Source organism: Pseudomonas sp. WS 5078 (assembly GCF_012985745.1).
GTDB lineage: Bacteria > Pseudomonadota > Gammaproteobacteria > Pseudomonadales > Pseudomonadaceae > Aquipseudomonas > Aquipseudomonas lundensis_A.
The window spans coordinates 61,969-74,493 of record NZ_JAAQWX010000005.1 but is presented as its reverse complement, the minus strand read 5'-3'; the positions used below and the strand labels follow the sequence as shown (position 1 = coordinate 74,493).

7 protein-coding genes and 1 riboswitch are annotated in these 12,525 nt (G+C 58.6%); of the genes, 5 read left to right on the top strand and 2 right to left on the bottom strand.

The window, feature by feature from the left end; translation table 11 throughout:
- Window positions 1–14: 14 nt before the first annotated feature.
- Window positions 15–1,904: a phosphomethylpyrimidine synthase ThiC gene (thiC, locus tag HBN68_RS08890; protein WP_094991930.1), complete on the bottom strand. Its 1,890-nt coding sequence runs from the start codon at window positions 1,902–1,904 to the stop codon at window positions 15–17.
- Window positions 1,905–2,058: 154 nt separating this feature from the next.
- Window positions 2,059–2,164, bottom strand: a riboswitch (TPP riboswitch).
- 182 nt (window positions 2,165–2,346) lie between these two features.
- Between thiC and HBN68_RS08885 the strand changes: the two genes are divergently transcribed.
- Together HBN68_RS08885 and HBN68_RS08880 are read left to right on the top strand one after the other, a co-directional pair.
- Window positions 2,347–3,783, top strand: coding sequence for a TolC family outer membrane protein (locus HBN68_RS08885; RefSeq protein WP_094991929.1), 1,437 nt, complete (start codon window positions 2,347–2,349; stop codon window positions 3,781–3,783).
- A 138-nt stretch (window positions 3,784–3,921) separates the two neighbouring features.
- A complete protein-coding gene (locus HBN68_RS08880; RefSeq protein ID WP_169963697.1) occupies window positions 3,922–8,625 on the top strand; it encodes a DUF6543 domain-containing protein in 4,704 nt (1,567 codons plus the stop codon).
- A 30-nt stretch (window positions 8,626–8,655) separates the two neighbouring features.
- Here the strand turns inward: HBN68_RS08880 and waaA are convergent, their stop codons facing one another.
- The gene (gene waaA / locus HBN68_RS08875; protein ID WP_169963695.1) at window positions 8,656–9,933 is read right to left on the bottom strand and encodes a lipid IV(A) 3-deoxy-D-manno-octulosonic acid transferase; all 1,278 of its coding nucleotides are present in this window, start codon (window positions 9,931–9,933) and stop codon (window positions 8,656–8,658) included.
- Between the two features lie 147 nt (window positions 9,934–10,080).
- On the opposite strand from waaA, the gene HBN68_RS08870 reads away from it, so the two are divergent.
- From HBN68_RS08870 to HBN68_RS08860, 3 genes are all read left to right on the top strand, one after another.
- The gene (locus HBN68_RS08870; protein WP_094991926.1) at window positions 10,081–10,413 is read left to right on the top strand and encodes an SMR family transporter; all 333 of its coding nucleotides are present in this window, start codon (window positions 10,081–10,083) and stop codon (window positions 10,411–10,413) included.
- A gap of 89 nt (window positions 10,414–10,502) precedes the next feature.
- Window positions 10,503–11,678 (top strand): FAD-dependent oxidoreductase, encoded by a 1,176-nt coding sequence (locus HBN68_RS08865; RefSeq protein ID WP_094991925.1) that lies wholly within the window; start codon window positions 10,503–10,505, stop codon window positions 11,676–11,678.
- Window positions 11,675–12,487: an aldo/keto reductase gene (locus tag HBN68_RS08860; protein ID WP_169963693.1), complete on the top strand. Its 813-nt coding sequence runs from the start codon at window positions 11,675–11,677 to the stop codon at window positions 12,485–12,487. Before HBN68_RS08865 ends, HBN68_RS08860 begins: the two co-directional genes overlap by 4 nt.
- Window positions 12,488–12,525 lie beyond the last annotated feature (38 nt).

Below are 12,525 nucleotides of genomic sequence, written 5' to 3'. Positions count from 1 at the left end.
CGATTGCGCTTACATCACACTTTTTTGTACAGCTGACTGCCTTCCTGCTTGAAGCGCGCGGCTTGCTCGGCCAGCCCTTGGGCAACGTCGACGTCAATCGCGTCGATGCGCTGATTAGCGGCGTAAATGCGCACTTCCTGAGTGATTTTCATCGAGCAGAATTTCGGCCCGCACATCGAACAGAAATGCGCGACCTTGGCCGAGTCCTTGGGCAGGGTTTCGTCGTGGTACGAGCGCGCGGTGTCAGGGTCCAGCCCGAGGTTGAACTGGTCTTCCCAGCGGAACTCGAAACGCGCCTTGCTCAAGGCGTTGTCACGGATTTGCGCCCCCGGATGGCCTTTGGCCAAGTCGGCGGCATGGGCCGCGATTTTGTATGTGATGATCCCGGTCTTCACGTCATCCTTGTTCGGCAACCCCAAGTGTTCCTTGGGCGTCACGTAGCACAGCATGGCGCAACCGAACCAGCCGATCATCGCCGCGCCAATGCCCGAGGTGATGTGGTCGTAGCCCGGCGCAATGTCCGTGGTCAGCGGGCCGAGGGTGTAGAACGGCGCTTCGTCACAGCACTCCAGCTGCTTGTCCATGTTTTCTTTGATCAACTGCATCGGCACGTGGCCGGGGCCTTCGATCATGCACTGCACATCGTGTTTCCACGCGATCTTGGTCAGCTCGCCCAGGGTTTCAAGCTCACCGAATTGCGCCGCGTCATTGGCATCGGCAATCGACCCCGGACGCAGGCCGTCGCCGAGCGAGAAGCTGACGTCGTAGGCCTTCATGATTTCGCAGATTTCGTCGAAATGGGTGTAGAGGAAGTTCTCTTTGTGGTGCGCCAGGCACCACTTGGCCATGATCGAGCCGCCACGGGACACGATGCCGGTCACGCGTTTGGCCGTCAGTGGCACGTAGCGCAACAACACGCCCGCGTGAATGGTGAAGTAATCAACGCCTTGCTCAGCTTGTTCGATCAGGGTGTCGCGGAACAGCTCCCACGTCAGGTCTTCGGCCACTCCGTTGACCTTTTCCAGCGCCTGATAAATCGGCACCGTACCAATCGGCACCGGCGAGTTGCGAATGATCCACTCGCGGGTTTCGTGGATGTGCTTGCCGGTGGACAAGTCCATGACGGTGTCCGACCCCCAACGAATGCCCCAGGTCAGCTTGGCCACTTCTTCTTCAATCGAAGAACCCAGTGCGCTGTTGCCGATGTTGCCGTTGACCTTCACCAGAAAGTTGCGCCCGATGATCATCGGTTCCAGCTCAACGTGGTTGATGTTGGCCGGGATGATGGCGCGGCCGCGGGCGATTTCTTCGCGCACGAACTCGGGGGTGATTTCTTTCGGGATATTGGCACCGAAGCTGTGGCCCGCGTGTTGCTGGTCCAGCAACCCCGCGGCCCGTGCCTCTTGCAGCTTCATGTTTTCGCGAATGGCGACGTATTCCATCTCGGCGGTGATGATGCCCTGACGCGCATAGTGCATTTGGCTAACGTTGGCACCGGCCTTGGCCCGGCGCGGGTTCTTGACGTGGGCGAAACGCAGTGTGGTCAGTTCAGCGTCTTCAAGGCGCATTTGCCCGAAGTTCGAACTCAGGCCCGGCAGGCGCTCGGTGTCGTTCCGGTCGTCGATCCAGGCCGAACGCACATCACCCAGACCCTTGCGCACGTCGATCTGCACTGACGGGTCGGTATACGGGCCCGAGGTGTCGTAGATCAATACCGGGGCGTTGATTTCGCCGCCAAAATCAGTGGGTGTAACATCCAGGCTAACTTCACGCATCGGCACCAGAATGTCCGGGCGCGAACCCTGTACGTAGACTTTTTGCGAGCGGGTAAACGGCTTGACCGACTGCTCATCGACTTTTGCCGAATCACTGAGGTTGATCGCGTTTTTTGGTTTTGTACTCATCACGGCTCTCCAGACTGCATCCAGGCGGATTGTCGGAGGGAGAACCTGAAATAAGTACGGAATTACCCAAGGACTGGGTGCTGAGTCACGGCCTCGAACGATTGATCATTTTTTGAACAATCGATCCCGGACGGTACTCAAGAGGACTCGCCGGGAGACGAGAAATCTTGTTCCCTACGCAGGCGCTAACCTGATCAGGTTCAACGGGATCCGAAATTATTCGATCTCAGCCTCATAGCAAGGCACCCCGACAAGAACCCGGCCAGTCTAGACAAGACTGAGGCAGAACGCCAACCCCGGAATAATCAGCGTGAGAAAAGTCGCAACAACGGCATTGTTGCAAGGTGTCACCGCTACTACACTCGCTACGTCTTGACGCCACGAGCGCCACACGAGGCCTCGGGAGTTTATTTTCTCCGCATTATTGAACTAGGGATCGCTCATGCTGCGCAAACTCTCACTGGCTATCGCCGTGTCTTGTGCGACCAACGTTATGGCCATGGAAACCCAGGCCCCTTTGGCCAGCCAGACAGGGCTGGTCAGCGTTTATCACGAGGCGGTGGACAACAACGCCGACCTGGCAGCCGCCCGTGCCGATTACGCCGCACGCAAGGAAGTGGTGCCACAGGCCCGCGCTGGCTTGCTGCCCAACCTCTCCGGGGGGGCCGAGTCGAGCAGTGTGCGCACGTCCATCGATCAGCCTTCGCTGACCACCACGCGCAGTGCTGTGGTGTATCAAGCGACGCTGGCGCAGCCAATCTTCCGGATCGACCGCTGGTTCCAGTTAAAAGCGGCAGAGTCGGTCAATGAGCAGGCAGCGCTGCAACTGTCAGCCACGGAGCAAAACCTGATCCTGCAAACCGCCGAGTCTTATTTCTCGGTACTGCGCGCCCAAGACACGCTGGCCGCGACCAAGGCCGAAGAAGCGGCCTTCAAGCGCCAGTTGGATCAATCCCGCGAACGTTTTGACGTGGGCCTGTCAGACAAGACTGACGTGCTGCAATCCCAAGCCAGTTATGACACCTCGCGGGCTAACCGGATCGTCGCGCAGCGTCAGGTCGATGATGCCTTTGAGGCGCTCATCACCCTGACCAACCGTCAGTACAACGCGATTGAAGGCATGCGCCACACGCTGCCTATCCTGCCGCCCTCCCCGAACAACGCCAAAATATGGGTTGAAACGGCAGCGCAGCAAAACCTCAATCTGCTGGCCAGTAACTTTGCCGTGGATGCCGCTCAGGAAACCCTCAAGCAACGCAAAGCAGGCCACGCGCCGACACTCGACGCGGTGGCGCAATACAAGACCGGCGACAACGACGGTTTCGGCTTGAGCAACCCCAATGCCTTGCAGCAGCGCTACAGCGGTGATGTCTCTCAACGCAGCATCGGTATTCAGCTAAACATCCCTATCTACAGCGGCGGGCTGACCAGCTCGCAAGTGCGCGAGTCGTATTCACGCCTTGATCAGACCGAGCAACAGCGTGAGGGATTGCGCCGTCAGGTGGTCGAGAACACCCGTAACCTGCACCGCGCGGTGAACACCGACGTTGAGCAGGTACAGGCACGCAAGCAGTCGATCATCTCCAATCAGAGCGCGCTGGAAGCCACCGAAATCGGCTATCAGGTGGGCACGCGCAACATCGTTGATGTGCTGGACGCCCAGCGCCAGCTGTACAACTCCGTGCGCGACTACAACAACACCCGTTATGACTACATCCTCGACAACCTGCGCCTCAAGCAAGTCGCCGGTACGCTGAACCCCGGTGATCTGGAGGCGCTGTCGCGCTACCTGAAAGCCGACTACAACCCCGATAAAGACTTCCTGCCGCCCGACCTGGCACAAGCCGCCGAAGCCAACATGCGCTCGCCCGGCAACTGAGTCTGCGCCGTGTGGTCGCAGCTCACCGGCTGCGACCACAGCGTCTGCGTCATATCCCGCTACCACCTGCGCTTGAGTATTCCCGCCCTTAATACGGCACCGGTCGTGTGACCTCTGGAACTCAACACAGGTACGCTCATGTCAACATCCTCTGCCCTCGCCTCGACAACAGACCCCCTCACCCCTGTCGCAAGCGCCATCAACGCTCAGTTCGCCAACCCGCCTGATCTGCAGACGGTGGTGCGCACAATGCTGGAAGCCGCCCTCAAAGAAAAATACCCGACCCTCGTCTTCGACCTGCAAAACACTCACCTAGCGATACCGCGCACGACCACGGGGTGGGACTTTCACCTCTTGATGCCCAAGGTGATGGATTACCTGGGGAGTGGTAGCGAGCTGGATGTTACGCCCCGCAACAATCAGCCCTACTACCTCTGTGACGAACCCTATAAATGGCTCGCGCCTGCCAACGGCGTACTGGACATGCACATCGTCAAAACCCTGATCGAAGAATTGAGCTGGCGTGTGCCCATCGGCTTACAAAACGCGTTAAGCGACTTCTGGTCAGCGCGGGGCAATACCGGGAGCAGTCGCTGGCAATGGTTCAGTCTTCTGCTCAAAGACATGTTGAGTTTGAGTGCGGCCCAACAAGACAACTTGAACGACAATCATCGCGCACTGATCAAGCAACTGCTGGACTGCCCCGTACGACAGGACAGGGTTGCCCAATATGGTGAAAAAGCGGCCCGTGTCTACTTGGTCAAGGCCACGTTGACCCAACCCGCTCGCACGTCGCGGCTCAGTACCATCATGCTCATCGAAGGTCCGGGTCAATTGATCGCCTGGTTTGCAACAGGCCCCCTGACTTTATTCAGTAGCCTGGACGCGTTTATTAAAAAGGCTGGCCGTATCTTGGGCCTGCCAAAACCTACCCAACCTATCGAGTTCGAACGCTTTGAACTGGAAGGTGACGTCTTCGAAATCCGCAGTGCCACCCTCCTGAATCGTCAACTGGAAAACCTGAACCGTCTCAAACTGCCTGCCAGCATCGGCTGGGCTCAGTTAGAGGAAGTTTATAAAGACATGACCAACGTTTCGACGGGGTATCTCAAGTTCCAGCCGGTTGACCCCAAGCTGCTCCTCTCACTCCAACAACACCTGCCGGATTGGCTGAAAACAGCGTCTTTCTCGGATCAGGCGCTTTATCGCCACTTCAGCCTGGCGCTGGCATCTACGAAAAAAAGCCATCAAGGCAGAACGTTCTTGAGCGGCATCAGCGATGTCCGCACGTATACCGTCGACGCTCTCAAACAGCTGCTGTTCAGAGACAAACTGCAGTACGAGCCAGAAAGCCAGGGTCAAACATTTGATGCGCAATTAGCCCCTGATGACATTGAGCTGACATTTCATAGCGTGGTGGGGTTACCGGGCGCCGTGGGCATCGAAGAGCCGGTCACCATGAGCCTGACCGATCTGGCCCTGAAGAACTTGCAAGGCCGCCCCACGGGCCGATTAACACTGCGTCATCGCCGCGGGCTTGAGCTGCCAGCCTGGCTGACACCGGCCTACATCACCCGACGCAGCGGCCTGATCGAGCAGGCTAACATCGGTGAGGCCTACCCCAAACGCCTTGAAAGCCTGCTGTTAAGTGACACACCCGACGCCCAGGAGCGCGAGCGTCTGTACGCTCAATACCTGCGGGTTCAGTTGCCTCTGCACGCGCTGGAATTGAGCCTGAAAAAAGAAAGCGGCGTCACGTCGCTTGGCGCCCGTTATGTCGCCGCATTGGTGAAAACCCTTCCCGCCGACCGGATCATCGATGGGCAAACGGTTGTCATCCGCCAGTTGGCCTTGATCCGCGAACATGAGGCCACGCCGGATATCGTCAGCAACATGTTCATCATCGAACCCGTCAATATTGCAGTGGGTCCTCACCTGCTTTATCGACCGTTTTATGCGCAATCCCTGATCGAATTCGCGACCCGTGACGCATTGCTCAGCGCGCTGGCGGAACCCGGAGAGCTGCAAAACAGTGTGCTGACCTGGCTGAGTGACAGCGCCCGTCCGATCTACGACAACGGCGGCTTCAAAGAGCCCCATTACGTACGATTCGGTATAGGCGATGAGTTCGCACCAATCGAAGTGCCCGCACCTGCCTCGCTTGCCACCAACGGCACCAGCAACGAGTTACTGCATTACCTGCATAATGGCCAAGTGATGCTCTACCTCTATGGCAGTAACGCCAAAGCACTGGTGGATCAGGCAGACGCTGACTCGGTCTCGAACAGCGAAAGCCGCTGGCGTGTTTTGCTGCAAGGCGGTGGCCTGATTTTTGACAGCCTGTTAGTTCTACCCGGCTTACCCCGCACCTTTATGTTGACCGGATGGCTATTGAGCCTGGCGCATTCAGCGACGCAAGACATCCCTGCACTCGCCAGCGATTCCCCCACAGAACGGGAACTGGCGATGGTCGACGTGCTCATCAATCTGGGCATGCTGCTCTTGCATATGGCTCCCGGGAGCAAACCCGGACGCCCGGCACAAATCGACGCCCTCAGGGCTGAAAGCCTGCACCCGCTCCTCATGAGCCCTCAAGTACCCGAGTGGCCAGAGCCTGAGATCATCCCCGTACGTTCTGGGCCCGTGCGATTACCAGGTGAATACCCCGACCCTCAAAGCACGCTCCTGGACTTCAGTTTTGCCAACGCAAGCAACCGCCTGACACGCAGCCAACGCGCACGGCTGGCCACCTTTGAAGTCACGCGCCCGGCGACGCTGCCATCCCCCCAAACCTATGGCGCGAGTAAAGGCTTGTACCGCATCCAGCAGAAATGGCACGCCGAGATCGATCAAGCGTTGTACGAGGTTGAACTGGAAGCTGATGGCAGGGCCACCATCGTTGCGCCTTCAGACAGCAACACACGTGGGCCCGGCATTCGCGCTGATGCGAATGGCACGTGGGCACTGGACTTGCGTCTGCGCCTGAACGGCGGCATGCCGCCCAGGCGTATCGCCGCGTATCAGCACCAAAAGCAGGCACGAATCGAAGCGCTGAATACCACTTTGCAAACCATTTACGGGCAAGAGAGAACGCTTTACGACAATGTCCTTAAAACCCAGCAGTTCTATGTCCGCGCGAGCAATGACCCGCGTTTTACTTTTGAGCAGCTTGAACAGTTTCGTGCACGGTTTGAAATGGCACTGTCGCAAGAAATGATGGCCTATCAAGAACTCATCGGCAGTATCAACGAGCGTATCGAGCTGAAAATTCCGTTGAGCGAGGCGGTTGTCATCGGGTTGCTGGAAAAGGCGTTCGATAATCGCGCCACGGGCTTGTCGAGCATAGCGACCGAGCAACGAATTGCCGCCAGAAAGTGGCCCCAGTTCGCAACACCTCTGTCCCCACAGGCAGCCACAGCGGCCGCAGAAGCCGACCCGGCAGGGATTTTGCAGTTCGCAAAGGAGCAGATTGCAATCAATGAACGCGCTATCGAACGCCTCGCTCAAAGAACCAGTATCCTCGACCAACTGAACAACCTGAGCAATGCAGGCTCCGAGGCCGCAAATCGCTTAACGGCCAACCTGTCCGAACATGAACTCACCAGCCTGACACTCAAAAACTTCCAGCTCAGTTGCCTGAAACTCGCCAGTGCTAAACCCTTGGTCAGCTTCAAGATTGAAGAAAGCCTGGAAAATGCCATCGACCCCGTCAGGGAATATGTCCATACCCATAATCAGCTCAACACGCTAGAACTTGAACCTGGAAAACGCCTCGAGGTACTGGACAGCCTGGTGGAGCACTACGGCCAGGCGCTGGATGCTGTTCAAGGTATCGGGCTGATCCACAGCGACGAGCTGGATATCGAATATTTCAGCAAACTGCGCCAACTGATTACGGAGCTGTATCAGGAAGCCACCGAGCAACTGGCCGCAGAAATCAAACCGCCGCCAAAACCCCGCAAGAAAATCCGTAGACGCCAGCCTTCCGCCACCAGCAGGACACAACGCAAAGTGATCAATGCCCGCGGCAAAGGGAGTTTGATTGGTAGCGTGCGCCCTGCGGGCGGGGAGTGGCCCATTGAGGTGGTTGAAATACGTGCAGAGTACGACAACAAATTGTTGTCGACCTATACGCAACATGGAGACGAATGGGTCGAAATAAAATCGCCACGTCACATTGCGCCCACGCCCAAGCGCAGCCTGGAAGTCATCAAAGGCCAAGCCCGAAAACTGTTCGGCATGTTTGAGCAAATCCAACGCAAGGTGAAGCAATACAAACGCCAGACACGACACCCGCAGGAAATAGAGGAAATCCTCAGCCACGAAGCAACGAAGTTCGACAGATTGGCGGACGAACTACACGCCGCGTGGCTGGAGCAACCCGAAGCCGCGCGCCTGCCCGCCGACCAAATACTGGTCAACGACATGCATACGGCTGCCCAACAGCTCGATCAGGAAGGCAAGGCGCTGCGTCTTCAACTCTGCCTTGAGCTGCCGCCGACCCACGGCAACCTGCAATTCTTGCTGGACCAGAGACGTGTGCAGATATCCCGCATGGGGCAGCGCGTTCCGTTATCCGGCGAGCGCAAGGATTACATCCAGGAATACGCCATCAGCGAACCGGGAAAAACGCCTTTGTGGTATGCCCATTTTCACTATGAACGCGCTGACACCCCCAAAGAGGTGTACACCGTGGCTCACCTGAAAACCCGAGAACAACGCACGATGAGCTACTTCTCACAACTCAACACGGCACAAAATGAGCAAGCGGTTGTGACAATTCACCGTGGCCAAATCGGTAAAGCACTGGCAGAGCGCTGGTTCTTGCCCTTGGCAGACTAAAAGCAATTACCCCTGGACGGCCTGGACGGATTAGCGGGTCAGCAAACGCGCCAATCCGTCCAGTAAACGCTGCAAGGCGCCTTGATTGGCGAGCATCACGTTCAGGCCGGCCTGCGCCCGGTGCTGCGCATCCTGAGGCAGTTCGAACAACCGTTGAACGACCACGGCCAATCCTTGGGCATCGTCCACTTCCTCCAACGCACCTGCATCACGCAGCAACGTTGCTATTTCCAGAAAGTTGAACAAGTGCGGCCCGCTGAGTACCGGTTTCCCCAGCGCAGCAGGCTCCAGCAGGTTATGCCCGCCGTTGGGCACCAGACTGCCGCCAACGAATGCGCTGTCTGCCAGCGCGTACAAAAACAGCAACTCGCCCATGGTGTCGCCCAACAACACCTGCGTCTGCGGGCCAACCGGGTCGGCCGTAGAACGTCGCACCGTGTTGAAACCTTCGCGCTGGCAAAGCTCAAAAACGCGGTTGAAACGCTCGGGGTGACGCGGGACCAGAATCAGCAACGCATCGGGGTAATGCCCAAGCAATTGCCGATGGGCCGCGAGGATAATTTCGTCTTCCCCTTCATGGGTGCTGGCGGCGATCCAAATCGGACGTTCCATGGCGTGCCACTGCGTACGCAACTCACGTGCCCTGATCAACAACTGCGGGTCGATGGTCAGGTCGAACTTGATTGAGCCGGTCACTTGCACGCAGTCAGGCCGCGCGCCCAACTGACGAAAACGCTCGGCTTCGGCTTGCGTCTGCACCGCGATCAAACTCATCTCTTCAAGCATGGGCCGAGTGAGCCTGGCGAAACGTGCATAGCCTTTGGCCGAACGCGCCGATAACCGCGCATTGGCCAGCGCCACCGGAATGCCACGCTTGGCGCACTGGTGAATATGGTTGGGCCACAGCTCGGTTTCTATGATCACGGCCAGTTTTGGCTGCACCCGCGACACAAAGCGCGCCGCCGCCCAAGGCAAGTCATACGGCAGGTAGCAGTGCTGAATGCGCGGCTCATCGGCGAACAGTGCCTGAATCCGCTCTGAACCCGTCGGCGTCATGCAGGTCACAGTGATCGGCATCTGTGGATAACGTTTGAGTAGCGCCCGAATCATCGGCGCGGCAGCAATGCTTTCCCCTACGGACACGGCATGCACCCAAATCCCGCCGGGCTGCAGCGCGGGCAGGTTCAGGGCGAACCGTTCACCGATACGTTGTGCATACGCAGGCGCCTTGCGGGCCCGCAGCCACAAACGAATCGCCACCAGCGGCAGCCCCAGATGAAACAGCAAGGTGTAGAGAGTTCTATTCATGGGCGCGGAGTTTACTTGAAAACGACACCTACGATGATGGCACCGAACATGGCTCTCGCAAGGGGCAACAAAAAACCACTACACACTTTTACAACCACTAGAATGCCGTGCTGTTAAATTGCTGCGCCCCACCTTCAGGATTCCAATATGAACGCTTACTACTACTTGGCCATCGCCATTTGCGCTGAAGTGATTGCCACCGTATCGATGAAAGCGATCAAAGGCTTCAGCACGCCCCTGCCCCTTATCCTTGTCATTGCCGGCTACGCCACAGCGTTCTGGATGCTGACGCTGGTGGTGCGCACGATTCCGGTGGGCGTTGCCTACGCCGTGTGGGCAGGCATGGGGATCGTGATGGTGAGCATCGCCGCGCTGTTTATCTACGGCCAAAAGCTCGATGTACCGGCCATGCTCGGCATGGGCCTGATTGTGCTGGGCGTGGTGGTGATTCAGTTATTTTCCAAAACAGCGGGGCATTAACGCTGGTCGATGCGTTGTCGCCCTGCTCAAGATAGAGGCGCGATCACGATGTATACTCCCGGCCTTGTCTTTGAACGCTGAGGTCGCCCATGCCATCTGTAATTTCCACCGACGTGCTGATTGTCGGCGCTGGTGTCGCCGGCCTCTGGCTCAATGCCCGCCTGCGCAAACAGGGGTTTTCGACGATCGTAGTCGAGCGCGAGAGCCTGGGCGGCGGCCAAAGTGTGAAGTCTCAAGGCATCATTCATGGCGGCGCCAAGTACGCGCTGCACGGCGCACTGACCGGCGCCTCCGAAGCCATTGCCGACATGCCGCGTCGCTGGCGTGAAGCGCTGGCCGGTGACGGCGAGCTGGATTTAACCGGCGTTCGCATCCTTTCCCAAGCCCATTATCTCTGGTCGCCGGGCACCCTGGCGGGCAATCTCACCAGCTTCTTTGCCAGCAAGGCTGTGCGCGGGCGTGTCGATCAGGTCAAGGGCGACCAATTGCCCCCTGCCCTGCAAGACCCACGCTTTAAGGGCAAGGTGTACCGCCTGGCCGAACTGGTGGTCGACGTGCCCAGCCTGATCGAACGCCTGGCCACCCTCGCAGGTGATGGCTTGCTGGCCGGACAATCCATCGAGCCGTGGTTTGAGAACAACGAGCTGGTGGGCTTGCAGGTCGACGGGCGCAACATCCACGCGCAACGTATCGTCTTCAGCGCAGGGGCCGGGAACGCCGAGTTGCTGGCCAGTACGGGTATCCGTGTTCCGGCGCAACAGTTGCGCCCGCTGCACATGGTGCTGGTCAAAGGCCCAAGCCTCAAGCCGCTGTACGCGCACTGCCTGGGCGGCGGCCCCAAGCCGCGTATTACCGTGACCACACACCCAGCCGCCAATGGCGAATGGGTGTGGTACTTGGGTGGTGATATTGCCGAGGCGGAAGGTGTGGCCCGTGAGCCGGCCGCGCAAATCGCCGTGGCGCAAAAAGAGCTGGGCAACCTGCTGCCGTGGGTCGACCTGAGCCAGGCGCAATGGGCCACGCTGCGGGTCAATCGTGCCGAGCCCGCGCAATCAGGCCTGGTGCGCCCGGACAACGCATTTCTGGCCGATCAGGGCCGTTTGCTGGTGGGCTGGCCGACCAAACTGGCTTTGGCCCCGGACTTCTCGGACCGGGTATTGCAAGCCCTGGCGCAGGACGGCATCAAGCCGGGTAACGCTCCTGCCCTGCCAGAGCTGCCGCGCCCTCCTCTGGGCCAGACCCCATGGGAGCAACTGCTGCCATGAGTCAACCGACCTTGCACGACCTGCACCGCCCGCTGGGCAGTACCGGCCTGATGGTGTCCCCGCTGGGACTGGGTACCGTCAAACTGGGCCGTGATCAAGGGGTGAAATACCCCAGCGGTTTTCAGATCCCGGATGATGACGAAGCGCGCATGCTCCTGAAACTCGCCCGCGACCTGGGTATCAACCTGATCGACACTGCACCCGCTTATGGCCGCAGTGAAGAACGGCTGGGACCGCTGTTGCGGGGGCAACGCCAGGCGTGGGTGATCGTCAGCAAGGTCGGGGAAGAATTCGTCAACGGTCAGTCAAACCATGATTTCAGCGCTGCCCACACCCGTCAGTCCGTGGAAAGCAGCCTCCAGCGTTTAGAGACCGATTTCATTGATCTGGTGCTGGTGCATTCCGATGGCAATGATCTGGCCATTCTTAACAACGGCGAGGTCTATGAAACACTGGCCGAACTCAAGCGTGAGGGCAAGATTCGGGGTTTTGGCCTATCAGGCAAAACCGTTGAAGGCGGACTGAAAGCGCTGCAAACCGGTGATTGCGCCATGGTCACGTACAACCTGAATGAGCAGGCCGAAAAGCCAGTGATTGATTACGCGGCAGCGCATGGCAAAGCGATTCTGGTCAAAAAAGCCCTCGCCAGTGGCCACGTTTGCTTGAGCCCGGGGGTTGATCCGGTGCGGGCCAGTTTCGAACTGGTGTTTGGCCATGATGGGGTTGCCAGTGCTATTGTCGGCACGATCAATCCCTTGCACCTGGCCCACAACGTGGCAACGGTTGCGCAGGTGTTGCGCACACCCTGATGCCGCCGACGCGGCCGACCCCGACGCAAGAAGGAGCC

What these genes read in the sequence shown, in the direction of transcription:
- HBN68_RS08880 (WP_169963697.1), top strand. Translation starts at nt 3,922, where the DNA reads ATGTCAACATCCTCTGCCCTCGCCTCGACAACAGACCCCCTCACCCCT.
- HBN68_RS08870 (WP_094991926.1), top strand. Translation starts at nt 10,081, where the DNA reads ATGAACGCTTACTACTACTTGGCCATCGCCATTTGCGCTGAAGTGATT.
- thiC (WP_094991930.1), bottom strand. Translation starts at nt 1,904, where the DNA reads ATGAGTACAAAACCAAAAAACGCGATCAACCTCAGTGATTCGGCAAAA.
- HBN68_RS08860 (WP_169963693.1), top strand. Translation starts at nt 11,675, where the DNA reads ATGAGTCAACCGACCTTGCACGACCTGCACCGCCCGCTGGGCAGTACC.
- waaA (WP_169963695.1), bottom strand. Translation starts at nt 9,933, where the DNA reads ATGAATAGAACTCTCTACACCTTGCTGTTTCATCTGGGGCTGCCGCTG.
- HBN68_RS08865 (WP_094991925.1), top strand. Translation starts at nt 10,503, where the DNA reads ATGCCATCTGTAATTTCCACCGACGTGCTGATTGTCGGCGCTGGTGTC.
- HBN68_RS08885 (WP_094991929.1), top strand. Translation starts at nt 2,347, where the DNA reads ATGCTGCGCAAACTCTCACTGGCTATCGCCGTGTCTTGTGCGACCAAC.